General features: G+C 66.2%; 24 protein-coding genes and 1 pseudogene. 11 read left to right on the forward strand and 14 right to left on the reverse strand.

The window, feature by feature from the left end:
* Positions 1–657 (forward strand): annotated as a pseudogene (locus tag VXD91_RS16265) (hypothetical protein); the annotation flags it as partial.
* A 65-nt stretch (positions 658–722) separates the two neighbouring features.
* On the opposite strand, the gene VXD91_RS16270 reads toward VXD91_RS16265, so the two are convergent.
* The 5 genes from VXD91_RS16270 to VXD91_RS16290 form a co-directional block, all read right to left on the reverse strand.
* Positions 723–1,079: a hypothetical protein gene (locus VXD91_RS16270; protein WP_141244998.1), complete on the reverse strand. Its 357-nt coding sequence runs from the start codon at positions 1,077–1,079 to the stop codon at positions 723–725.
* A gap of 5 nt (positions 1,080–1,084) precedes the next feature.
* On the reverse strand, positions 1,085–1,579 hold the full coding sequence (locus VXD91_RS16275) for a hypothetical protein (RefSeq protein ID WP_141244997.1): 495 nt from the start codon (positions 1,577–1,579) through the stop codon (positions 1,085–1,087).
* Positions 1,576–2,097 (reverse strand): hypothetical protein, encoded by a 522-nt coding sequence (locus tag VXD91_RS16280; protein ID WP_141244996.1) that lies wholly within the window; start codon positions 2,095–2,097, stop codon positions 1,576–1,578. The genes VXD91_RS16275 and VXD91_RS16280 overlap by 4 nt, the downstream gene beginning before the upstream one ends.
* Before the next feature lie 219 nt (positions 2,098–2,316).
* Entirely contained in the window at positions 2,317–2,979 is a 663-nt protein-coding gene (locus tag VXD91_RS16285) for a DUF2993 domain-containing protein (protein ID WP_176470759.1), read from the reverse strand.
* Between the two features lie 327 nt (positions 2,980–3,306).
* The gene (locus tag VXD91_RS16290; protein ID WP_176470758.1) at positions 3,307–3,780 is read right to left on the reverse strand and encodes a DUF2510 domain-containing protein; all 474 of its coding nucleotides are present in this window, start codon (positions 3,778–3,780) and stop codon (positions 3,307–3,309) included.
* A gap of 572 nt (positions 3,781–4,352) precedes the next feature.
* Here VXD91_RS16290 and VXD91_RS16295 point away from each other — a divergent pair.
* The 6 genes from VXD91_RS16295 (at position 4,353) to VXD91_RS16320 (ending at position 12,495) form a co-directional block, all read left to right on the forward strand.
* Positions 4,353–5,453 carry an IS110 family transposase gene (locus VXD91_RS16295; protein WP_095795062.1) on the forward strand — a complete coding sequence of 367 codons (1,101 nt, stop codon included), beginning with the start codon at positions 4,353–4,355 and terminating at the stop codon, positions 5,451–5,453.
* Between the two features lie 241 nt (positions 5,454–5,694).
* Positions 5,695–9,189: an ATP-binding cassette domain-containing protein gene (locus VXD91_RS16300; RefSeq protein WP_095795003.1), complete on the forward strand. Its 3,495-nt coding sequence runs from the start codon at positions 5,695–5,697 to the stop codon at positions 9,187–9,189.
* Between the two features lie 142 nt (positions 9,190–9,331).
* Positions 9,332–10,072: an LppX_LprAFG lipoprotein gene (locus VXD91_RS16305; RefSeq protein ID WP_095795002.1), complete on the forward strand. Its 741-nt coding sequence runs from the start codon at positions 9,332–9,334 to the stop codon at positions 10,070–10,072.
* A gap of 65 nt (positions 10,073–10,137) precedes the next feature.
* Positions 10,138–10,518 (forward strand): DUF4189 domain-containing protein, encoded by a 381-nt coding sequence (locus tag VXD91_RS16310; RefSeq protein ID WP_095795001.1) that lies wholly within the window; start codon positions 10,138–10,140, stop codon positions 10,516–10,518.
* 211 nt (positions 10,519–10,729) lie between these two features.
* A complete protein-coding gene (locus tag VXD91_RS16315; protein ID WP_255251175.1) occupies positions 10,730–12,214 on the forward strand; it encodes a neutral zinc metallopeptidase in 1,485 nt (494 codons plus the stop codon).
* Between the two features lie 50 nt (positions 12,215–12,264).
* A complete protein-coding gene (locus VXD91_RS16320) occupies positions 12,265–12,495 on the forward strand; it encodes a hypothetical protein (RefSeq protein ID WP_095795000.1) in 231 nt (76 codons plus the stop codon).
* 25 nt (positions 12,496–12,520) lie between these two features.
* Here the strand turns inward: VXD91_RS16320 and VXD91_RS16325 are convergent, their stop codons facing one another.
* Positions 12,521–13,723 (reverse strand): MinD/ParA family protein, encoded by a 1,203-nt coding sequence (locus VXD91_RS16325; protein ID WP_255251174.1) that lies wholly within the window; start codon positions 13,721–13,723, stop codon positions 12,521–12,523.
* Between the two features lie 226 nt (positions 13,724–13,949).
* Here VXD91_RS16325 and VXD91_RS16330 point away from each other — a divergent pair, with 226 nt between their 5' ends.
* Positions 13,950–14,633, forward strand: coding sequence for a GAP family protein (locus VXD91_RS16330; RefSeq protein ID WP_293016930.1), 684 nt, complete (start codon positions 13,950–13,952; stop codon positions 14,631–14,633).
* 40 nt (positions 14,634–14,673) lie between these two features.
* Here the strand turns inward: VXD91_RS16330 and VXD91_RS16335 are convergent, their stop codons facing one another.
* Positions 14,674–15,330, reverse strand: coding sequence for an FHA domain-containing protein (locus tag VXD91_RS16335; RefSeq protein ID WP_293016931.1), 657 nt, complete (start codon positions 15,328–15,330; stop codon positions 14,674–14,676).
* 287 nt (positions 15,331–15,617) lie between these two features.
* Between VXD91_RS16335 and VXD91_RS16340 the strand changes: the two genes are divergently transcribed.
* The 3 genes from VXD91_RS16340 to VXD91_RS16350 all read left to right on the forward strand — a co-directional run bounded on the left by VXD91_RS16340 (position 15,618) and on the right by VXD91_RS16350 (position 18,644).
* A complete protein-coding gene (locus tag VXD91_RS16340) occupies positions 15,618–16,406 on the forward strand; it encodes a sensor domain-containing protein (protein WP_293016932.1) in 789 nt (262 codons plus the stop codon).
* A gap of 323 nt (positions 16,407–16,729) precedes the next feature.
* The gene (locus VXD91_RS16345) at positions 16,730–17,596 is read left to right on the forward strand and encodes a sensor domain-containing protein (protein WP_293016933.1); all 867 of its coding nucleotides are present in this window, start codon (positions 16,730–16,732) and stop codon (positions 17,594–17,596) included.
* Positions 17,597–17,726: 130 nt separating this feature from the next.
* On the forward strand, positions 17,727–18,644 hold the full coding sequence (locus VXD91_RS16350) for a DUF4333 domain-containing protein (protein WP_293016934.1): 918 nt from the start codon (positions 17,727–17,729) through the stop codon (positions 18,642–18,644).
* A 228-nt stretch (positions 18,645–18,872) separates the two neighbouring features.
* Here VXD91_RS16350 and VXD91_RS16355 read toward each other — a convergent pair whose 3' ends face one another.
* The 7 genes from VXD91_RS16355 to VXD91_RS16385 form a co-directional block, all read right to left on the reverse strand.
* The gene (locus VXD91_RS16355; RefSeq protein ID WP_293016935.1) at positions 18,873–19,769 is read right to left on the reverse strand and encodes a HEAT repeat domain-containing protein; all 897 of its coding nucleotides are present in this window, start codon (positions 19,767–19,769) and stop codon (positions 18,873–18,875) included.
* Between the two features lie 37 nt (positions 19,770–19,806).
* A complete protein-coding gene (locus VXD91_RS16360; protein WP_293016936.1) occupies positions 19,807–20,454 on the reverse strand; it encodes a DUF3298 domain-containing protein in 648 nt (215 codons plus the stop codon).
* Between the two features lie 17 nt (positions 20,455–20,471).
* Entirely contained in the window at positions 20,472–21,005 is a 534-nt protein-coding gene (locus VXD91_RS16365) for a sensor domain-containing protein (RefSeq protein WP_293016937.1), read from the reverse strand.
* 198 nt (positions 21,006–21,203) lie between these two features.
* Entirely contained in the window at positions 21,204–21,695 is a 492-nt protein-coding gene (locus tag VXD91_RS16370) for a hypothetical protein (protein ID WP_293016938.1), read from the reverse strand.
* A 188-nt stretch (positions 21,696–21,883) separates the two neighbouring features.
* Complete coding sequence (locus tag VXD91_RS16375; RefSeq protein ID WP_293016939.1) at positions 21,884–22,654, reverse strand: hypothetical protein; 771 nt, start codon at positions 22,652–22,654, stop codon at positions 21,884–21,886.
* Positions 22,655–22,953: 299 nt separating this feature from the next.
* Positions 22,954–23,367 carry a hypothetical protein gene (locus VXD91_RS16380; protein WP_293016940.1) on the reverse strand — a complete coding sequence of 138 codons (414 nt, stop codon included), beginning with the start codon at positions 23,365–23,367 and terminating at the stop codon, positions 22,954–22,956.
* Entirely contained in the window at positions 23,358–23,633 is a 276-nt protein-coding gene (locus tag VXD91_RS16385) for a cytoplasmic protein (protein WP_293016941.1), read from the reverse strand. Before VXD91_RS16385 ends, VXD91_RS16380 begins: the two co-directional genes overlap by 10 nt.
* Between the last annotated feature and the right edge of the window lie 604 nt (positions 23,634–24,237).

Below are 24,237 nucleotides of genomic sequence, written 5' to 3' on the forward strand. Positions count from 1 at the left end.
CTGGTGTACTCGGTCAGTGACGGCGCGGTCGTCGTCGACAAGCTGACCGCCCGGCCGTGGGTGTACGACGGTGGTTTCGCGGTACCGGGCCGTAGTGCCAGCGATCCTGAGGGCCGGATCACGTTCTACGACAACACCGGAAAAGAACTGTCGCATTTCACCGTTGGCGTTGGCCGCGGCGCCTGGCAGGTCATCAGCCGGGGCGCGCTGCTGGTCGTCCAGTACGGCGATCCCAAGGCCCCGGACCAGATGCGGTGGCTGGTATTCGACGCCACCGGCAAGAAGATCACGGACCTGCCTACCCAGGGTGAGCCGAGCAAGACCCGGGCGGTGATCATCGGCGACAAGTTGTACGTCTCGGACACCGTCGGTATCGAGAACACCGCCAAGGAAAACCCGTGGAAGCAGATCGATCTGGCCACCGCCAGCATCCTGCGCACCTGCGCCGATCTGAACCTGCGCGGCTATGTCGCCTCCGATGGCAAGACCATCCTGTCGGGCATCATGGGCGAGGCCGGGCACATCACCGAAAACGCGGTGGACCCGTCCAGCTGCCAGACGCTGTGGTCGATGGATTCCCGCGACGGCGGGGTGGTCAAGGTGAACACGTCGTTGGTGCAGTACTCCGATAGTCAACTCAACGGTGTGGAGAGCTGATATGGCCAACGGTTTCGAAGCGATCCAGCGACGGCGGGCCCGCATCGCCGGTGTGCTGTTCCTGGCTATCCATAATGCCTGATATCGATTTGTACAGCCCTATTCCAGGCCCGTTCACGATCCCACAGCGGTGACATTGGGCTGATCCGCTCGACAATCTCGACGAGTTCGTCGCGTGTCGGCTGCACCCGGCGGACCAGCCCCGGATCGTTGGCTAGCCGCAACGCCCAAGCAGCTGCAGCGGGATCGCATGATCCGAAAACCCTATCGAGCCAACCGGGTTCGACGGCTAGGCCAGATTCGGCGGCAAGATGCTCCGTCAGCGCCGTAGGCGTTTCAGCATGTTCGAGGCGGTCGTAGGCGTCGGAGATGAGCTCGGTGAGTCGGTCGTCGAAGGCCGGCGGCAACAGTTCTGGACGCATGTCGGCTATCGCCCCTCTCCCTCTGAAATCTGGAGTGCCGGTGGGTCGGTGATGTCGCACAGCCGTAGTTCGTCGTCCTCGACGGCGAAGTGGAACATCTTGCCGTTGTCGCTGCCGCCGGGCCGGAAGAAGAACACCATCATCGACCAGCTGGTGGCGGTGTCCTCGGTGAGCTCTCCGAACCCGAGAATCTCGATCGGCGAGCCGGGCGCCCCGACTTGGGCCAGGCGCCTACCGGCGTCGGTCTCCGGACCAGACGCCGAGCACGTCAGCGCACGCACGTTCGCGCCCTGGCGGTCGCCGACCTGCTGCGCCCACAGCCGCACGGTGCTCTGAGCGACGGCTTCACCTTGCCCGCGGGGCATCGCCGCCGCCGCGGCGATGGGCCGCATCGTCACCCGCTCGTGGGTCAGTGCGAATCCGACTGCCGCACACAGCATTACCACCGCGACGATCGCGGCCATGAGCGGCCAGCGGTACCCGGCTGGTCGGGGTGTCATGAGATCGCCCCGCATACCTTGAGCTCACCGTCCTCGTTCACCAGCACGTACGTGTCGCCGAAGAAGTTGTTGGCGCCGACCGCGGCGTGCTGTCGTCCGGCCGGGGTGAGCCCGATCTGCCGGTACATCACGTCGATCTGGGCGCCGTTGCGGGTCTTGGCGTACCGGAAGAACCCGTCGATGTGGTCGCGGGCCTCGACGCGGTACCCGGTGGGGTCGAGGATCGTCGGCAGGTCCCGTGCGATGGTGCCGGTGGGGTTGGCGCACGTCAGCTGCCGCACCGTCGCCGTGTCGCCACTGTCGGCGGCTTGAACCCACGCGGTGACCACCTGCTGGGCGTGCAGCTGCTCGGCCGACGGCGCGGGGGTTGGGGTGAGTCCCGCGCGGGGGGCCGGCCACACCGCCACTGCCACCACCACAATGGCCGCGATCAACGACACCACGGCGATCGCCCACAACACCCAACGAGCCCCAGGGCGCGTGCCCGTCGACGACGCGATCGGGGCCTCGACGTTCATCGGTGTCCAGGGGGTTGAACCGGATTTCCGAGCGGTAAGGCCGTAGTCACCGCTCGATGTTATGCGGCCACACATGGTCGGCGATCGGTGTCGTGCTGGATGGCGCCCTATGTCCATGTAACCAACGTGGTGGAACACCACAGCTAGGAGTTCTATCGTCCCGATTGGACGGTGGGGTTACGTGTGTGCGAATAGTGCCGCGCAGTGATCGACACAACCTTAACTTGTTGGGTAGCAGTCTTTTTCAGTATCGGAGGGCAGGCTGGCGTTCGCGCTCGTCAAGTGCGCGTTCACTCCTTGATCGGTCACTGATAGCTGATCGACGTGCAGGCCCAGGGGCAGCGTCTGTTTCGCCATGTAGGCGTCCAATGCCGGTTGCAGCGTCTCGACCGCTGCCACACCCGGTCCAGTGGTGTCGACGACGTCCAATGCGATGGTCCCGTTGGCGAGCGTCTTCGGTTTCACGGTCACACTGGCCAGGAAGTTGCCCAGTTTGATGGTGCCGTCGGTTGGGCTGGCCGTGACGTCGGTGAGGAGCTTCCCGGCGACGGGTACCGCAGCCTGCAGCGTTTGCTTGATGCCGTCGAGGCTCCACGTGAGAGCGGCGTCGGCCGATCCGACAGAGCCCGCGGAACCGTTCGCCGCGGGACGCACGTCATGCAGGTTGATGACGACGGGCATGCCCCGCATGCCACGAATCCTGTTGCCCGAGGTCTGAATCCGGATGGATGTGTAGGTACCGCTGGCGGCTTGCCACAGGATCGGCGGCATCGTGGCGAACGAGACCGTTGAGGTGTCACCCGTCGCGCACTTGACGGTGTCGGCAACGACCGATTCCGCGTGATTGCGAACCAAGACCTCGGCGCCGATCAGGCCAGCCACGGCGACGAGGATGGTCCCACCCAAGGCGATGAAGGCTGTGCGTCGCGACCGTTTGCGTGGTGCCGCAGGCGGGGCCGCGTACGCCGGCGCTGGTGGTGGTGCCACGGGGTGGGCGGGCGTGGGCACGCGGGGCGGATAGGTCGGATGTGGCGCCGTCGGGCCGTCATCGCCAACGAATCCGGCCGGTCCGGTCTCGGCAGGGCGGAATCGAGGGAACTGGATTGTCGGACCGTCGGCCGGCGTCGGCGCTGTGAATTGCCGGGGACCGGGCTCACGCGGCGGATGGTCGACCATGGAAACGTCCTCCCTGATGCTCCTGGTTGCCGCTCATACCGCTCGGCCCACATGGTGCATCGCCTCGTCAGTGCAGGCATTGATGAACTCGCCGCGCATGAGCCTGCCGGGCGCCAGATGCGTCCCGTTGGCCAGGTCGGTTCCGTTCGACCCGACTCGAAATGCCTCGGCCATGCAACGCCGTTCGACGTCGGACTTCGACAGATCGTCGGCCCGGCCGGCCGCTTCCTGCGCCTTGATCCACCGCAGGGCATACTCGCGGCCCGCCTGCCGGGACGGCCCAACGGCGTTCTCCCAGGCTTTGGGCAGACTGATCACCGTCACCGCGATCCCGATGGCGCAGAACGCCAGCAGTGCCGTCAGCGCCCACACCGGGTGGCGTGCGACGAATCCTGGGGAATGAGCCGGCGCCGACGGCTGATACACGTCAGATGTCCAGTTCGTTCCGTTCCACCACCGCAGGCCGCCGCTGCCGCCCGGATCGGGAAACCAGCTCGCGCCGGTCACCCGCAGCGCTCCCACATCATCAAATCCCCCCGAAGACTGTGCCTGGTCATCAATTCTGCCGCAGGCGCGGGACCGGTCACGTCACGAATTTTCGGGCCTTGCGGTACATCACGGACACGAGGAATCAATGTGGCCCGTCCGTGGGGCTGGGCATCTGTGCGATTGTTTCGGTTAGCGGCCCACGCGCCAAGGTCATGGCCGCGCAGCAGGAAAACTCCAGGCGCTGGCGCCGGTTGAATAGCCCCGAGAGTGGTGGAAGATCATCCGCACAGCAGGCAAGTGGTCCCCGCGATATGCTCGCGGCGACTCGGTGCGCTGCGTGTGGCTTGACATGCGTTTGCCGTCGTCTTCAGGCATTACGAGGCGACTGGCTTATCGTTTACTGCCCACGCTGCGGGCACGCTGCGTCTCCCGGGACGCGGTGCCGAGTCCGGTGGCCCACCACTGAGCGGGCGCCGATGGTGGCTCCTGCTGTCTGATTAGCTTGTTCCCTGTCGGGCTATGGTCTGATTCGATCCCCATGGTGTCGACAGCAGGGCCTCAGCACTGTGAACGGCACTGATGGGAGCGACATGTCGGGCCTCGGGATCACCCAAGCCGCTCCGTCGGTGGTCGTTGGCGTGGACGCGCACAAGCGGACCCACACGCTGGTGGCTGTCAACCATCTGGGCCAGAAACTGGGTGAGTTGACTGTCGAGGCAACGGACCCGGGGCATGCCAAAGCGTTGCGCTGGGCGCAGACCAAGTTCGGTCCCGATCCGGCGCTCTGGGCGATCGAGGACGTACGCATGGTGTCGGGGCGCCTCGAGCGCTTCCTTGTGGATGCGGGCCTGACCGTGGTGCGGGTGCCGACGCAGACGATGGCGAAAACCCGTGCCTCCGCGCGCAGCCCCGGCAAGTCGGATCCGATCGACGCCGAGGCTGTAGCGCGCGCCGCGCTTCGCTACCCCGAGCTGCCCAGGGCCTGTCACGAACCGGTCTCGTACGAGATGAAGCTGCTGATCGATCACCGCGCCACGTTGATCAAACAACGCACTGCCGCGATCAACCGTCTGCGGTGGCGGGTACATCGGCTCGACCCCGAGTACGACTGCGGGCCCAACCTCAAAGCCGACGTCCATCGAGAGCGACTCCGCGGCTGGCTGCTGGAGACCCAGTCTGGTGTGCTGGCAGAGATCGCTGCCAGCGACGTCGACGAGCTCTCCAGACTTACTCAGTTGATCCGGCCGCTGGAGCGTGACATCGAGGTGCGCATAGCGGAGGTCGCGCCGAATCTGCTTGCGGTGCAAGGCTGTGGCAGCTTCACCGCGGCCCGAATAGTGGCAGAGACAGCCAACGTCACCCGCTTCCGCACCGAGGCCCAGTTCGCCATGCATGTTGGTGTCGCGCCACTTCCCTTTTGGTCATCCAATAGTCCCCACGTCCACGGTGTGCGATACGGCAATCGGCAGCTGAACGCGGCGATCCATGTCATCGCCCTAAGTCAGCTCCGCAGCGGCGGCATCGGCCGGCCGTACTACGACAAACACGTCGACGCCGGGGACAGCACCAGGAGCGCACTACGCCGCCTCAAGAGGCGACTAGCGCGAGTGGTGTTCAACGCAATGCGCAAGGACTATGCGCTGAGGGTTGCCGCCGAGACAGACACCGCCGTGAGCGTAGATGCGCCTTGAACTTGTCGTCGTTTGCCCGTGGCACTCTCGTTTCTCATCAAGTCGGGGCACGTGACGATCCCCGCACACACAATCGGGCTCGATCCTCGGTTACGAGTGAGGAGAGAGGCACCCGCCTGGCTTTCCGCTGACAGCCGTCAAGCCGATTGCGCATCGACCGACCCCCGCAGAAATTGGTGCAAACCAGCTCAAAAAGTGTGAGCTACGGTTAGCTCTGGACTGACCAACGAGGGGGGATGTCATGGGTTCGGGAATGGTCGCGCCGCCGTTGGTGGTGCGTCTGGGCGACGCGATGTTTACGTTTCCGCCGGGCAAAGAGGTCGTCGTGGGCCGCGGTGAAGGCGCCGATGTGCGTATCGACGTCGACTCCAAGCAGGCGATTTCCCGCACGCACATGGTGTTGCGGGTCGAGGGCGGCCAGTGGGTGGCCGTGGACAAGAGCCGCAACGGCATCTATGCCGATGGCATCCGGGTGCAGACGATTGCGGTCGACGACAGCATTCCGATCGCTCTCGGCGCGGCCACTGGCCCCAAACTGATCTTCAAGACCGCCACCCAAGTCGTGCCCGCGGCACGTCTGGCCACGGCTGCCCCGCCGGCGGCGCCCGGGCCGGCGGCGCCACCTCGGCGCCCTGTTCCCCTGCCTGCCCGTGGGCCGCAGCCTCCATACCAGCCACCAACCGCTGTGCCGCCGGCTCGGCCGAGCGGACCCGTGCCGCAGCCGCGGCCCACCGGTCCGCTGCGCGGCGCGGTACCGCCTGTGCCCCAGCAGTTTTCGCCGCCGCCACTGGGCCAGCAGCCCCCTGCGCCGCGGGCCCCGCAGGGTCCGCCGTCCGGGCACGCTGGTCCGCCGTCGGGGTCGATTCACCGTCCTGCCGGCCCGCCGCCGCGCCCAGCCAGCCCGCCGCCGCGCCCCGCCGGGCCGCCCCCGGCCGCGCCCAGCCAGCCTGCGCCGGGGTGGCCGAACCCCGCGGCAGCAGCAGCGGCTCCCCCAGCTCCACGCCCGCTGGAGCCTTCACCGGCCGACGAGGCGGATGCGCTGGCCAAGGTGACCGGCATGGTCAAACGGGTTCTGCCTCAACGCGGAACACCGGCGCTGCCGCCCGGGGCCATCACCATCGGCAGGCACTCCACGTCGGCGATCCGGGTCGATGACACGCTCGCGTCGCGTACCCATGCCTATCTGCTGCCGGCGCCGACCGGCATGCAGATTCACGACAACCACAGCAACAACGGCATTTTCGTCAACGGTGTGAAAGTGCCGGCGGCGACGCTGCAGCTCGGTGACGTTGTGACCATCGGCAACACCGACTTGGTGTTCACCGGCGTCACGCTGGAGCCGCGCACGGCTGCGGCGGCGACCGGAGGTCTGCAGGCCCACCAGGTTGGTCTGACCATCGACGGCTACCAGCTGTTGACCAGCGTGTCCTTCGCTGCCCGTCCCGGCACCCTGACCGCGGTTATCGGGCCGTCGGGTGCGGGTAAGTCGACGCTGATCAAGCTGTTGGCGGGGGCCACCCAACCGACTTCCGGGCAGGTGACGTTCGACGGTCACGACGTGCACGCCCACTACGCCTCGCTGCGTTCCCGGATCGGCGTCGTGCCGCAGGACGATGTGGTGCATCGCCAGCTCACGGTGGATCAGGCGCTGGACTACGCGGCCAAGCTGCGGCTGCCGGCGGACACGAGCAAGGCTGACCGGCGCGCGGTTGTTGAGTCGGTGTTGGCCGAACTCGAGCTGACCCAGCATCGTGCCAAGCGGGTGGAAAAGCTCTCGGGCGGCCAGCGGAAACGTGCCTCGGTGGCGATGGAGTTGCTGACTGGCCCGTCGTTGCTGATCTTGGATGAGCCGACCTCGGGTCTCGATCCCGCGCTGGACCGCCAGGTGATGTCGATGCTGCGCAAGCTCGCCGACGCGGGCCGCACCGTCATCGTGGTCACGCACTCGCTGACCTATCTGAGCATGTGCGACCAGGTGCTGCTGCTCGCCCCGGGCGGCAAGACGGCCTACGCCGGCCGACCCGACGGCATCGAGGCGGCGATGGGCACCACCGACTGGGCTGACATCTTTGCGTGGGTGTCGGCCAAGCCGGACGACGCGCACGCGGTGTTCCTGCACAACAACCCGGCGGCCGCGCAACCCGCCGCGGCGGCGGGACCGGCGGGGCCGTTGGGTGAGCCGGCCCGCACCAGCACCGGCCGCCAGGTGCTGACCCTGATGGGGCGGCAGGTCCGGCTGATTCTGGCCGATCGCGGGTACGCGGTGTTCCTGGCTCTGCTGCCGCTGGTGATGGGTGCGCTGTGCCTGGTGGTCCCGGGCAAAAACGGGCTCGGGGTGACCAAGGCCAACGGACCCTCGCCGAGTGAGCCGGCGCAGCTGCTCAGTGTGCTTATCATCGCCGCGGTGTTCATGGGCACTGCCCTGACCATTCGAGACCTGGTGGGTGAACGGAGCATCTTCCGACGCGAACAGTCTGTCGGCCTGTCTGCGGGGGCGTATCTGACCGCGAAAGTCGTGGTGTACAGCGTCGCTGCGGCTGCGCAGACCGCGATCGTCGTCGCCCTGGTGGTGGCGCTCAAAGGCGGCCCGGCACGCGGCGCGCTGGCTTTCGGCAGCCCGGTGGCCGACCTGTACGCGGCGCTGGCGTTGACGGCTGTGGTGTCGGCGATCGTCGGCCTGCTGCTGTCCGCATTGGCCCGCTCCGGTGACTGGATCATGCCGATGCTGGTGGTGATGATCATGTCGGCGATCGTGTTCTCCGGCGGCCTCATCCCGGTCAGCGGGCGCGCCGGCCTCAACCAGTTGTCGTTCCTGCTGCCGGCCCGCTGGGGCTTCGCTGCCTCTGCCTCCACGGTCGACCTGATGACCGCCAACGCCCTCAACACGGTCGACGATCCTCTGTGGCGTCACCAGCTCACGTGGTGGCTCACCGATGTGGGCATCCTGCTGGCCCTCGGCGTCGCCGCGACGATCGTCGTGGCGCGGCTGTTGCGACTGCCGTCCACCGACGCCACTGGTGCCGGCGGGCGCACGACGATGTCCATCGTGGTGGTTATTGCTCTCCTGGGCGGGTTCGTCGCTGGTGCGTCGTACTTGACCCGCGGCAGTCACATCCGTGACCACGCCGCGACGGCGGACCTGCCCAACATGCCCGCGCAGGGGGCGCCGCCGAGCCAAAAGCCGGTGGCCGCAGGCGATCTTGCCGGGCTGCTGCCGGACGCATCGGCGGTCGGGGGTGTCATGGGGTCGACGATGACGGTCACCGGAGCGAACCCGGCGACCACTTTGGCCGCCAGCACCGTGGACCCGGCCAAATGCGCGGGTGTGACCGCTGCCGGCACCGCGCAGGTCTATGGGCCCAGCAATCCGACTGGGGTCGCCGGTTTGAGTTTCACCTCCACCGACCCCAACGTGACGGTCACCGAATATGTGCTGGGCTACCCCGACGCCGACCACGCTGCGTCAGTCCAGAGTGACCAGATCAACGCTTGGCATCCCTGCGCGCGCACCACCGCCAACCTGGCCGCTGACGGTCAACCGCCGTCGCCGGTGGCGATCGGTGAGGTCAGCTTGCCCAATGGCCATGCCGCGGCGGATCTGACCATGGGCTCCAAGGCATGCCGCCACGTGCTGGTCACGGACTCCAACGTGCTCATCGACGTGCTGGTCTGCGGGCCCAACGCCGGCGCGCATGCCGACGATGTGGTCGCCAAGATCACCGACAAAATCCACTGACCCCGTACGGCGACGCCAATTTTGAAATTGGCGTCGGGAGGGTCGCCGATTCAGCTTTAGAGTAATGCCGGGGAGGTTCCCTGGGGGGCGCCGCAAATGTGTGTGCGGAGCGCTTCGGTTGACACAGAAAGTAGGAAACTGAATGAAGTTCCGTACGACTCTTGTGGTCGGTGCCGCGGTGGCGGGCATCGCGCTCAGCGGCTGCTCCAGCCAGCCCAGCGGCGGCGGCCCGGCCAGCGGTGCCGACGCTTCGCAGTTGGTGTCGCAGTCGGCCACCGCGATGAAGGCCGTGACCGGTGCACATGTCGTGATCACGGCCGACGGCAAGGTGCCCAACGTCAAGATCACCAAACTCGAAGCCGACATCGCCGACAAACCTGCGGTGGTCGCCACCGGTGAGGCCACCATGCAGGTCGGCAACGGCCAAACCCAGAGCGCCAAGCTGATCTACCTGGACGGGCGCTTGTATTCCGACATCGGTGAGCCGGGCAAGTGGGTTGACTACGGCCGCGGCGACTCGATCTACAACCTGGGCGTGATTTTCGATCCGAGCCAAGGCCTGGCCAACGCCCTCTCGAAGATCAAGGACGCCAAGGAAGCCGGGTCCGACACGATCAATGGAACCGACGCCACCAAGGTGACCGGCACCATTTCGTCCAATGACGTTGCGCAGCTTGCTGGTTCGCGCAAGGCCCCGCAGAACGCGAAGGACGTGCCGATCACCGTCTGGATCGACAAGAAAGATCCGCACAACCTGCTGCAGGCGCAGGTGGAGTCGCCGTTGGCGCAGGACGCCAAGGTGACCATGACGCTCTCGGACTTCGGCAAGACCGTCACCGTCGAGAAGCCGCAAGTCACCAACCCCACCGACGCCGGCAACTGACCTCACCGACCACTCCGGCGCCGCGACATGCTCCGTGCGCGCCGCCTGAAAGGACTTTTCTTCCAATGAAATTCACCGTTTTCAGCCGCCGTACCGCTGCGGCCGCCGTGGCTGTGCTGGCCGCGTCCACGTTCAGTGTTATCGAGTCCGCACCCGCTGGCGCTGTCAGCGGCTATGGCGCCATCGCCTACAACCCGTACGATGCCGCTGGCTGGGCGATTGATTACCCGACCCGGCAGGCGGCGTCGCAGGCTGCAGTGAACTCCTGCGGCTACACCGACTGCGAGGCGCTGACCACCTTCACCGGCTGCGGGGCGGTAGCTAAGAGTCATTCGCTGAAGGTGGTGCAAGGCGGCAGCGGCACTACCCTGGCCCGCGCCGAGGCAAGCGCTCTGCGGCAGCTCAATGCCGCCGATGGCTATATCGATACCTGGGCGTGCAACTAACTCTGTTGCCGCACAACGCGAAAACAACAAGTTTTAGTTGTCACCTGCACGTGCTATCTGTCACCTGACCTGAGAGTAAACAGTGACCGAGCAGCACTACTACGAGATTGACAAGGTTCGCCTTCATGGCCGGTGGGTGCCGCGACGACGTCGTCACCGCGGCGCCCACCGCGCCTGAAACCAATAGATAGTTCGACATTCGGGGGTCGTCGTGGACGCATCCACACCAGCGCGGCGGGGGCTGCGCACCATCACCGGCGCTCTCGCCGCCAGCACCATCCTGCTGTTATCGGCGTGCACGGGGGCGGTGGTCGCCGGTCATGGGGTGTCCCCGATCAACGACCCCACCCATGTGGGCGATCTGCCTGCCGCCGATGGTCCCAGCGGCGTCAAAGACGGAGCGCCGCCGGCCACGGGAACCGTGCAGAACACGAACAACGGCGACATCGATCGACTCATCCTCCTGGCGATCAACGACCTCGCCGACTACTGGCAAACCACCTACCCCACAACAGATTTCAAAGGCAAGTTCACCCCGGTCCCCAACCTGGCATCCTATGATGCCCGCGACCCCAACAGCCCAGAGCTGTGCGGCGAGAAGACCTATGAGCTGGTCAACGCCTTCTACTGCCCACCGGATAACCTCATGGCCTGGGACCGTGGTGTGCTCGTCCCCGCCGGACGCAAGTACTTCGGCGACATCTCCGTCGCCGGGCTGATCGCCCACGAGTACGGCCACGCCATCCAGCGCATGGCCAAGATCGTCAACAAGAAAAGCCCCGTGGTCGTGCGCGAACAGCAAGCCGACTGCTTCGGCGGCGCCTACATCTACAACGTGGCGGCCGGCAACTCGAAACGCTTCCAGGTGAGTACCGGGGACGGGCTCAATCACGTTCTGGCAGGACTCATTACGATCCGTGACCCCAGCTACGGGCCCCAAGACGAAGAACTCCTCGAAGAGGGCCACGGCACCGCGCTGGACCGAGTCAGCGCCTTCCAGATCGGATTCACCCAGGGGCCAGCCGCATGCGGGAAGATCGACATGCGTGATGTCGAGCGCCGCCGCGAGGGGCTGCCGATGGAGCTCGACGAAGAACCCAACCGCGACAACAAGCGCCGCGGCACGGACGTCCCGCTCGACCAGGGCGTGTTCACGGTGCTGGTGGACACCCTCAACGCCGTGTTCGAGCCGAAGAACCCGCCGAAAGTCAGCTTCGATTCGGCCAGCTGCGCCGACGCCAAAGGCGGCTCCCCGGCGTCCTACTGCCCGGCCACCAACACCATCGTCCTAGACCTGCCGGAGCTGCAGAAGCTCGGAAAGCCAGCCGACGAAATCAAACAGAAGCTCCTGCTGCAGGGCGACAACACCGCCCTGTCCATCGTGGCATCGCGGTACATGCTTGCGCTGCAACACGAAAAAGGTGTGCCGCTCACCGGCGGCCCAGCGGCGTTGCGCACGGCGTGCCTGACCGCCGTGGCCGAACGCAGCATGGTCAAGCCGGTGAAGACGCCCAGCGGACAGAACCTCACGCTGGCCGCCGGCGACCTGGACAAGGCCGTCGCCGGACTGCTCACCAACGGTATCGTCGCGACCGACGTCAATGGTGATGGTGTCATCGCTGGCTTCACCCGCATCGCGGCGTTCCGCGCCGGCCTCATCGGGAACCACGACGACTGCTACGACCGCTTCGCCTAACCACCCGCTGGCACGACTCCCGGGCCTACTCCGTTGAAAGAGGGGCGTCGATGAAGGCACGCGTCTACGACTACGTGGTGCTCACCGCCGATGTCCCCGGCAGTTCCGGGGACAGGACCATCCCCAAGGGCACGCGTGGCGCGGTCATCGACGCCTATGACCGACCAACAGAGCGATACACCGTCATCGTGAACATCACCGACGACCGATCATTGTCGGGATCGCGCCGCGACAACGTGATACTGAGTCCCGATCAATTCGACCTCGCGCCAACGGATTAGCAGGCCGAAGACCTCCCGGGCCGGTTCAGCGGTGGTAGCCCGCGCCGAAGTCAACCGACAGCGCCGCGGCCAGCTCCGCGATCCGGCGCCGGTACGTCGCGCCGAGCTGGTCGAAGACAATGCCGGCGCCGGCCGCGATGTGTCGGTCGTAGGGAAGATCGATCACACGCCCCGGCATGATGTGACGCTCAAACTGGGCGATCAGATCTTTCATATCGACCCCCGGGCGACCTGGCGTCACGTGGTTGATCACCACACAGGCGCGGTGGGCCAGGTCCTGGTAACCGTTGAGGCGCAACCAATCCAGCGTGGTCGCCGCTTGCCTGGCACCGTCGACCGATGCGGTGGCGACGACCACGACGTCCGAGACGGTGGACAGCACGCCGAGGGACGCTGAGTGAAACAGACCTAGGCCGCAGTCGGCGAGCACCAGATTGTAGAAAGGGTTTACGCGCTCGACGATGCCCGTCCAGTCGTCGGCGCTGAAATCACGCTTGGCGACACTGTATGGGTCCGATGCGATGACTTCGAGGTTGGCATCGGTCGTGCGCGTGTATGCGCGCAGCGCGTTGGAACTGTTGATGTTGTTGTCCGCCAACAGGTCTGCCACGCTCACCTCGGATGGCAGCCCGGCCCGGTCGGCGAGGTTGCCGCAGTCCGGATCAGCGTCCACGGCGAGAATCCTGTCGCCACGAACGTCCGCGAGAAGCGATCCGAGGGCCACCGTGACCGAGGTCTTGCCCGCGCCGCCTTTGAGCCCGATGATCCCGATCTGGTAGGAGCCCACGACGTTGCTCCGGATGCGGCTGAACAGATCACGCTCATAGATTTCGTCGCGGGAGGGACCGAGGTTGATGCGGGTCGTGGCGTACACGGCGCGACGCCAGCCGCGCCGCGGCAACGTCCTCGCGGCGCCCCGGGCCGCCACCGTCGACACGGATTCGGCGGCGGTGGGCAGGCCGAGCTCGGCGGCCGCCTCGGGCGCCATCTGCAGACCAGGCAGCACCTGATCCTGCCCATAGAAGGGGTTGCTGGCAGGCTCCGGATAGCCGGCGCCAGCAGGCCCCGACGGGTGCGCCGGCACCGGCGGGAGCTGAGGGAAAACCTGGGTCCGCTCCAGCTCCTGGGCGGGCCCGCCAACAGTGGCCGGCACCCGTCCATGGGTGGCAATAGGGTCAACGCCGGCAGGATTTTCGCCGTAAAACTGCTGCTCAAATTGGTTATTCATGAAATACCTCTCAACGTGTGCATCCCCGTGCACACCAAAATGTTTCGCATCGACCCTACGTCGGGACGCGTGCTACCGCCCTGGCACGACGCTTCAATCGAAGGTCAGCGGCGAGTGGATCGTTAGCTGGCGGCTGGTGCCCGCGGGCTGCGTGAACGGCCGGTTCGTGGCCGAGCGTGGTGCGTCGTAGGGTTGGGCGGATGGGGCTCGGGGGGACGCGACGTCGATGACTGCGCTGCTGCTGTCGTTGGCGGGCCTGGCGCTCCTGGATTCGGTCAACGTGTTGAACATCGGCGTCGTCTCGGCAGTGATCTACGGCAGCCGGTTGAATCGTCAGTCGGCGCTGCCGGGTGGGGTGAGCTTCATCGTCGGGCTCCTGGCCGTGACGACCCTCTTTGGCCTGGGCGTCGTGCTCGGCCTGGGGCTACTTGCTGATCTGACCACGTTTCACCTGACGCCCACGGTCCGGTTGTGGGGCGAGCTCGCGCTTGGACTGGTGCTGATCGTGGTGGCCTTCGTCCCGTTGACGGCGCACACCACGGCTCCGGGATGGGCGCTGGCGGCAATGCGTGAGCGTCCATGGTTGCTCGGATTCTTGGGCGCGGCAATCGGTCTCGGGCAGGCGCCCACAGCGGTTCCCTATTTGGCGGGGCTGGCGATGATCTCGGCGATGCACCCACTGCCGCCGGCGTGGCCGGTCATCGTGGTGGTGTATTCGGCGCTCACGGTGCTGCCGTGCGTGGTGTTGCTCGGGCTGTCAACTCGTGCGAGCAGGCACGCCGATCGACTCCAGCGCTGGCTCGTACGTGGCCTCACGCGGTACGGGCCGCTCGGGGTTCGCCTGCTGTTTCTGGTCGCCGGTGTCGCGATGGTCGCTGATGCGCTTGTTCACGCGCGCCGATGGTGGTGACGCTGGGGCCTGTGACGCCCCGGTCGTACCGTGTACTTGCTTAGGCGCACACCGACATTCGGATGACCAAGCCGTGGTACATGGCCTCGACGCATGTCAGCAGGGCACGCGCCTCACCCATGTCCTCGTCGACGGCCAGTCCGGCGAACTCGAGTCGCAGCTGCCCCAGCCGCTGCAGTAACCGCAGCATCGTGCGGGCGGCGCGCGGATGGTCTACCGCCGGCACCACCATCACGTCTTTGATCACTTCCTCCAGTTGCGCGGTGGCCCGCTCGTAGCGGGTCAACTCCGGTTCCTCGGCCGGCGTTGCCTCCCCGGCCGGAGCGTCGGCAGCAGCCGAGCGGGTCGCCGCCGGGGCGGTGATGTCTTCGGGGCGGACATAGCGGAACGTGAGGGCGATGCCTTTGGGGCTGGCCAGGTGCACCGTCATTCCATCGACGACAGGCGTCGAGTGCCGGACCCGGACGCCGTCGACGTAGATGCCGTTGCGGCTCTCGTAATCGACCATGCACCACTGTTTCTCGCCGGGGATCAGCCGGGCGTGCACCCGCGATACCGCGAAGTGCTCGACTGACAGGACTGAGGGCCGCTGGTCGCGGCCAACGATGAACGCGCCATCGGCCGCGTGCCGGATCGAGGTGTGGCCGTCGTAGGTCACCATCAGGTCGGGTCCGACCGTGGCCGCACTGTCCCCCATCGCCAGGCCCCCCTTCCGTGCTGCGGTTCGTCGCCAGCTAAACCATAGCGTTATCGCAGATTTTAAGCCAGTAACTGCAGCGGTATCGCGGTCATTGAGCCTTTTGTCGAGCATCTTGACGACCGGTGACCTCCCGCATAGCGCCTACTGCTGTCCATGTTGTTGCAGGTTATGGGGCTATTTGAGGGGAATGGGACAGAAAGGTTCCCGCCGCTCTTGCATCTGTAGCGTTGCTACGGTTAGAGTGTGTCAACGCTACGGTTACTGATCCCGAGAGAGGCCACCACATGACCACCACCGCCAAGACCATCCGGACCACCAGCACCCGCACCAAGGCCACCGGCCGCGGCACCGTGGTCCGCCTGGCCACCGCCGCCGTCCTGGCGAGCATGGCCGCCACCGCGGCCGGCGGTACCGCTGCCGCCGCACCGTCCGCGCCGCTGCCGACGTTCACCGGCTACGGCAACGGCAACCATGACAGCACCGGCAGTGACACCACCAACGGCGGCGGCGACACGGCGTCGGTGTTGCTGTCGCCCAAGCAGGTCGCCGCGGCCCTGGGGACCGGACCCCTCAAGGAAATCTCGACCTCGTCCAAGCTGGGCGACGGGGCGGCCGACATTTCGCCATCGTCCTGCATCGCCGCCTACTCTCCGGCTGATTCCGGCGCCTACAAGGCCACACCGGACACGGTGGTCAAGGACATCCTGGCGGACGCCAAGGACGAGATTCGCATCACCCAGGCCGTCGTGGTCATGGCCGGCAAGCAGGACGTCGCCGCCCAGATGAAAGCCACTGTCGCGCAGTTCAAGGCGTGCGCCGGCGTCACGATCACCGGACACGACTCGGAAGGCCCGCGCAAGTGGGCCCTGGGCGATCCCGAACTCAACGCCGACAAGACGGTGCTGTCGATCGTGCAGCGCAACGCCGAGGACGGTCAGTCCTGCGAGCGTGCGGTCGCCGGCTACGGCAACGCGATCATCGACGTCATGGCGTGCGTCACCGGCTCGGCGCACGGCAAGGGCGTGGCCTTGGCCAATGCGCTCTCCGATCAACTTTCCAGCCAGAAGGCCTAAGGCCCAGCCCCGCTCCCCCCGTCGGTGAACACCCCGGCGGGGGGACGCACACATTCCTGCACCCGAACCCCACCGACGTAAGGCAAGCTAACGCCATGAGCTACGACCGCAACAGCGACGCAGAAGAAACGTCCGCCTGGCCCGGCACTCAGCCACCGTTTTCCGCCCCGGTACCACCTGCTGTCCCGCAGACCGGCGCACAGGCACAGCCATGGCAGCAGCCCACCGCCCAACCGAGCCCCAGCGGATGGGTTCCCCCCACCCCGCCGGGGCAGGCGCCGGGCGCCCCATTCACCGGCTACGGTCAGCCGCAAACACCCCAAATGCCCACCCCGGCAACCGAATCCGGCGGCTCCAAAAAGGGCATCCTCGCCGCGGTGGCCGTTGTCGTTGTCCTGGCTGTCGGTGGCGCCGGGTTCTACTTCTGGACACCCATCTCAGACAAACTGCTTGGGCAGTCCTCCACCACCAGCTCGGCCACCTCCAGCGCCACAACCACGAGCCCGCCACCACCGAGCACCACCGCCACCAGCAGCGCACCCGCTCCCAGCGCGGCCGCACCAGGACCCGGCGCCGCAGCCACGCCCGCACCCAGCGCGCCGCCGAAAGCCGCTGCGCCCGTAGACCCGGCCGACCTGCAGTCCTATCTGGCGACAGCGGACGCACTCTCGACGCGATTCGGGGGCGCCGACATGCAGCCCGTGGGCTTGGGCAAACAGCCCATGAGTGATATCGATGTCAGCCCGTTCAAATGCTCGGGCGCCGCCGTCCCCGGCGCCTCACAGGCGTGGAGTGGCAGCGGATTCACCGGCTTCGTTCAGCAGGTCGTCAACGACAGTGCCGGCGCCCACAAATTCGTGCAGACGCTGGGCACCTTCCGCACTCCAGAGGCCGCCAAAGCGTTCGTCGACAGCCAACTGAGCCAGTGGCAAGGCTGCGCCAACACCGATCTCACGATCACCCCCAACGGCGGCAAGAGTGACCACGCCACCTTGGGCGCCGTGGCCACCACCGACGGGGTGAACACCATCGTGCTTACCCCGCCCGCTGTGGGATCGCGCCAGTGTGAACGCGCCATGACCTCAAGCAGCAACGTCGTGATCGACGTGCGGGCCTGCGCCGTCAACGTCGGCACCACCGGATCGGCCATCGCCCGCGACATCAGCCAGAAAATCGCCGGGCCACGCTAACCAGCAACGCGCACGCGAGCGGCCGCCGGCATATGCCACAGTTAGGGGCGACACACCGGCGGCCGCTCACACGGCAACCACGCAGGGGGAACTCGGGCCTGGTCCGAGTACGAGGTAAGGGGACTGTGCGATGAGCGCACCAGAACAGGGAAGCAGCGGCGCGAATCCGGAGAATGGTCCGGCCGTGGCATTCGAATCGACAGGCCTGTGGCCGATCGACGACCCCGAGCAGACCACCCACATCCAACGCCCACCGGCCACCCTGCCGACGCCCGCATCACCGGCTCCCGCCGAACCATCCGCGCCGGCATCGGTCGCCACCCCACCGGCAGCCGCGACGCCGCCTGCTGCAGCGCCGGCAGCTGCCGACCCTGCACCACACGTGGACCCGGAGGCGACCTCGGTGGTGCACCGGCCCACCGACAACTACACCCAGCCGTGGGAAGCCGCCGCACCATCTGCGACACCGCCGTCACCGGCACCCGCCCCTGGGTTTCCGGGCTACCCGCCCGCCGGCGGCCACCAGCAGCAGTACGGCGGTTACCCGCAGGGCGCCGGATACCAGCCGGCACCCGGGTATCCCACCGGGCCCAGTGGCGCCCCCGCCGGTTACTCGCCCAACCCGGGCTACCTGCACCCGCAGCAATCGGCAGCGGCCGAACCTGCGCCGGGTAGCTTCGAGTTCACCCCGGTAATCGCGACACGTTCTGGCCGGCGCCGCCCCGTCTGGCTCATCGGCGCCGCCGGCGCCGCGGTGATCGCTGTCGCCGCGATCGGTGTCACAGGCTTCTGGAAGCCCGGCTTTTTCGTCACGCGGCAGCTGAACGTGTCCAAAGTCCAAGAGGGCGTGCAGCACATCCTGACCGACCCGAACACCGGATACGGCATCAGCGGCGTCAGCGGGGTGGCGTGCAACGACGGGCACGACCCCTCGGGGGATCAGGGAACCAAGTTCCGCTGCTCCCTGTCGGTAAACGGTGCGCCGCACTCCGTAGAGGTCACCGTCGTCGACGATCACGGCACTTACCAGGTCGGCAAAGTCACCTAGCCACACGCTCGGATTGAAGAAGCGCACGCGCGCCCCACATCACCGGATGCGTAGTGGACCTCGGTGGCGCCCCCAACACGGGCAGGCCCGCCGTGTGCAGGCGGACATCGTGGTTGGCCGCGACCGGCCCGCCCACGATCGTGACGCCGGTGCAGGCCAGCCCGTCGACATCACGATCATCAACGCGACAAAGAACCGACCCCATAGCGTCCTGCGTGGACACGCCGGCTAGTCAGCCAAGCGTTCCAAAGCACGTTTGGCGTACTTGCGCACATCGGAGTTCGCATCGTCGACGTAAGGCGCGATCCGCTCACGCACGCCGCGGGCCTTCATCGCAATCAATGCCCGCAGCGCGAACCATGTCCATTCGGTGTCCAGCCAAGTCAAGACGATCTCTTGCGCCTCAGGGGTTTTCACCCGGCCCATGTATTCGATGAAATCACCGCGTGCCACCTCCGGCGGCATCTCCACGAGCAGCGCCGCGATGGTCGGGAAGTCTTTGACGGTCGCGATGCGGGCGAGCGCGAACTGCGCGCAGTCCGCTGCCCGCCGGGGTATCGGCGGTCGGCGCCGGAGCTGAGCGGCCAGCAGGTCGATGGATTCCCTGTTGCCGCGGTTGGCGATGTCGTCGAGGCCGCGGATCAGGCCGATACGAACGGCATTGCGGTGATCGGTTTCCGGACCGGGGATGCGTTCTTCCAGATGGGTGAGCCAGTCAAGGAAGATGGGGATCCCTTGCGGGACGAACCGGACATGGTCGGCGAGCTGGTTGACCGTATAGCACGGCACACCCGCGGCGGCGAGCTCCTCCATAATCCGGCGGTCAAACCCTCTCTCGCCGTGGTGATACCAAGCCGGGAGGTTGTTCATCCAGTCATCGCCTTCGGGCATGCCCTGGTAGGTCACGGGCGGCCAGGTGCCGTCGGGCATCCTTTTTGGTGTCGACGGACGCCGCGTCGGTGGCGTTCGGCGTACCGCCCGGGCGGCCGCGACGCGGTCGCGCGGTAGCTCGGTGCTGGTGGCCTCGATCGCGGCGACGGCCTGTCGCAATGCGCTGATGACGTCGTTCCGCACCGGCTCGCGCTGGACCCCCGAGGAATGTGGCGTACCGTCGCACTCGGTCATACTGCGAGCACCCGCATGTCAGGCGCCAGCAGGTCGCTCACCTGCGACCAGGGCACGTGATCACCGGTAAACCGTGACCGAATTGACCGTCTTCGAAATGGATTTCGATTCCTACGGCGGTCGGAATCCAGCTGTGGAAGTTCTTCTCGGCGGGCGCGTTGCCTGGCTCATCGCTCATCGGCCGCCGATACACGGTGGGCCAGATTTTCTTGGTCTGCTCGGAGACGCGGCGGAGCCCGGCCTGGGTATCGACGAACAGGTCGTCGAGGGTGATCGGTGTGGCGGTGCGGATGTCGATCACGATGGTGGTGACGTAGTTCAGCGGATGGGCTGCGCCCTGGTGGTAGTAGGCGCCATGGAGTACCTGCGCGATCGCAGTGGGCCGAAAGCTCACGGTCGGGGTGGAATCAAACGTCGCGTGGTCACGATCGACGTCGTCGCCGTCGAGCAGGCTTCCCATAGTTCGGCCGGATGCCACGCTGGCATTGTTGAATGCTGTTGCCACAGCGTCATTTCCGCCCGAGAGCTGGCCGACGTTGACGTGCCATCGGGTACCGAGATCGATCACTGTGGTCGAGACGTCGTATGTCGCGCCGTAGCTGGTACCGGTATCAGCCAGGGCGATGCCGGCGGCGACCAACGCCGCAGCGAGCAGGGCCGCGACCATCGCGGCCGCTCGGGTCATGGACATCGTCCTCGCTATCACGCCGGAATCTTCTGAGTAATCAGTGCGAGCACCGCCTGAGCAATCCGCGGGTCTGTCGACAAGTGCGGTGCACCGACTTCGACCAGCACCTGTGCGCGCAGCGCATACACGCTTACGCTACCCGGTCCGTTGACGGTCTCGGCGTACCGCGCCATCAGCGTCACCGCGTCTGGTTCGGTCAGGGTGTCGCCGGCGTCAAGCACACCGGGCGACGGGTGAAGCTGGCATTGCCGTGCAGCAGCAGTGAGCGCCCCGAAGACCCGGCGGGCGGTATCGGCGTCGGGATACACGGCGATGTGTTGCGACACACCGACATTGCTTGATCCGCTGTAGCGGGTGGAGGCGAAGTTCACCCACGTGCTGCCGAACGCCTCGTCCTCGTTGGCAAAGTGTCGGCACGGTGCCGACAGCTCAGTGTCCCTGCTGTGGTCGACCCACGGGCTGGTGCGGTCCTCGAGGGGGTTTGCGTGCAACGTGGGTCCGCCGCCATCGCTGACGATGGACTGCACCTGCTCCAGCGGCACTAGCATGTCGCGGCTGTGTGGAACTCGGGCCGGGGACGCTGCCGCCGCGGGGACAGTGACGAGCCATATCGTGGCCCCGACAGCGGCCACGCCACGACTTGGCCGGCTTCGCAAGAGGTCGTTCCATGCCATGCAGTCTGTTCCCCCTCATTTTTCCCAGACACGTTGGGCGGCAGGCGATCTACGTTCCGCGCGCCGATGCGCTCAGTAGCCGGGATTACCCAGCCAACTCGCGTCCGGGTTGACCAGGAACTGGGCGTAGTAGGACCCATCGCAGTAGACACCGTTAGCGGGGGTGGTGGCGCACGTCGTGCTCCCGTACTTGATGAAGCTGTTCGGCGGCAACACCCGCTGTGGACCGCCGGCGACAAAGCGAAGTTGGGCCGTCGAATCGTAATGAGGTTCGGTATCCCCGGTGAACCAGCCGATCTGGTTGGTCCCCGCCGGTGCACCCGGGATAGAGCCGGTGCAGCCGAAGCTGCCGTCCTCCCAGATACCGCAGTTCAATCCGTTTAGACTGGAGAACCATACCCCTGGCTTGCCGTCGATCCGGAAGCCCTCGAAGTCGAGCTTGGTGTAGCGACTGATGTCGGGATAGGGCTTCTTCGGGGTATCAGCCGACGCCGGGGCCCCTCCGGCGAGAACAGCACCGGACACGGCAGCACACACCGCGGCCGTGACAACAAATCGCTTCATCTTCTTCTGCCTTTCACTGTGGTGGGTGGCTTGTCTCTCGCGTGGCCCAAGTGAGTCGCGGCCATCGGACCCCGGACAGCTCGAACACGTTGCCGCCTACGGCCACTCAGTCACCGGCGATAGCTCCATCCGGGTACTGTCTACTCGGCCAATTCGGCGCCGTGAAGCTGCCGGCCCGCCCAATGAGCTCACGCCGCGGGGATCCGCTCGAACGTCAGTCGCTCCAAGGCCACACCGTTAACGAGCTCGCCGCGCTCGGCCGGATGTTGGAAGTAGAAGCGGCACAGCCAGTACAGACCGGTCCCACCGGGTACCCAGGTGTTGGCGCTCGCGATGATCTGCCGGGTACCGTCGCTGCATTCGAAAACGATGGGGCGCATGCCTTTTCCACGTTTGGTCAGCGGAGTGCTGGTGATGTCGACAATGTCATCCCAGACGATGGTGAAGGTCCGATCCCCGGGGAGCGAGTAGGCGATCCCTTCCGGCGCGAGGATCAGGGTGGGCCTGCCCTTGATGACGTTCCGCAGCATCATCACCGCACCGATGACGCTGATGATGACCAGGACGATCAGGCGGCCGGCGTCTCGGCTGCTCGCGGTTGGCAGGTCGTCATGCACCTGCGACCCGAACAACAGATACAGCCCTCCACTGAGGGCCAACGCCACGCACATCACGACCGCCCACGGCTGGGCCGGAACAGCATCGAGCGTGGTGCCCGACTCGTCGAAACTGCCACGCAGCTTGTTTGACGCCGTGAACAGGACAATCAACCCGACGGTCATGATGCCGAACGCCACCGCCGCACACAGTGCGATGAGTGTGGCCAACCAATGCGACTCGCCTGCTGCATTGATCGCGATATACCCGAAGTACGCGAACAACGAACCGATCACGGCCATGCCGATCGAGAACAGCACACTTCGGTTCTTCCAGCCCTCAGGCTTCGGTAGCGCGCTCATGGCCGCACTCGGATGTGGTTGTCCACCATGGCAGTTTCTCCCCCAATACTGACCCGTTGTGTGGCCTCCTCATCGATTGTCCCGCGAGTTCAGGACACTGCCCGACACCAATTCTCAAGCGCCCCGGAGGGCACCAGAGTCCGGCTGTCCTATTGCCGGCTCGGTCGCACCGAGAGCGCACCGCCGCTCATCGAGAATGTGAGGGGCGGTAAATCGCCTCTGGCGCAACGCGGCTCAACCTAGCCCGGTGCGGACGGCCGACGTCCGCCGGGCAGCGTGCGACACGGCACCAGTCCGGACTAGCCGAAAGGGCAGGGCAGGCCGCTGCCATCGACGCCGGTGGACAGATTCCGCGGCTCGATCAGAATCAGTCCGGGGATCAGTAATCCCAGCGCCACCACGACCGCCCAGAGCACCACCAGCACTGCTCCCACGCGGGCTGTTGCGCAGCTGCGGGCGGCCCGGGCGTACAGGACGGCGCCCACCAGTACAGCCAGGACCGCGAGCCCGATCGACACCAATACCGTCCACCCAAGCGGTGAGTTGTTCGGCAGTGGCGGAAAGTCGGACTGTTTGCAGTGGTGGCGCGCCTCCTCCACCCACCACTGATCCCGCCCCCAGCCCCACGCCACCAAACCGATGTCGCCCACGAGGGCGGCAAAGCCAGCGAAAATCCACCACCGCGCTGAACCGGCCGAATCGCTCAAAACCATTGGGCGCGCATACCTTCCAGAAACTCCGGCGTCAACGGGTAGCCGGCCGCGTCCCCGATCACGGCGTCGATCCCGCAGTGTGGGCATAATCCGGTCTGGCCGCGCCGGCCGGACTCGGCGGCGATTTGCGGGGCCGGGTCGATCCAGTCGACAACCTCCCCTGGCGGGAAAGTTCGGCCGCAGTGAAAGCACCCGCAGCGGATGCTCGCGGCCAGCTCGTCGCGATGGTCGCGGCAATGCCGATGGGCACCGTCGAGGTTATTCAACGAGCTTGGCGCCTGCGAAGCATGACAGCGACGACCGTGATGGCGACCGTCACCGCGCCCATGACAGAAAAAAAGATGTACAGCCACGTGTTGTCGCGCGGGGCGCTGATCCACAGGACCGCATCGTCCGAAGAGCACGAAATACGCAGTGGGCCGCGGTCTGTCGGTAGGACGGCGACCGCCCAATACTTCGTAGCGTTTCGACGCGACCCAAGCGATTCCCGGCGGTTTGCGCCTACGAAAGGCGCCAGCGTCAGGGACTCGCCACCGGATGTGGTGGCAGTGCAACGGATTTGCGGATCATCGTTGTGGACGTAAACGACATCGCGGCCCCGCCCCGGTTCGACAACATCACCGCGCCCAATCAATGTGCTCGAGTCATGGGTGGCCATCGACCCCAATGGCACCACGACCGCGAACAGAAAGACGACGAACGCCCCAAACCACAGGCGCTGGCTGCGGGTCCACGTGGCCCAAATCGGTGCTCGCCCCTCAGAGGCCGCCGACCTACGGTCGTCTGCATCATCAGCCTCCATCGAGCTTGCATCCCTCAACCGGACGGCGCGCGACGCCGAGACCGATATCGCTAGTCAGGTAACAGTTT

It is taken from the genome of Mycobacterium sp. SM3041 (assembly GCF_039668335.1).
GTDB lineage: Bacteria > Actinomycetota > Actinomycetes > Mycobacteriales > Mycobacteriaceae > Mycobacterium.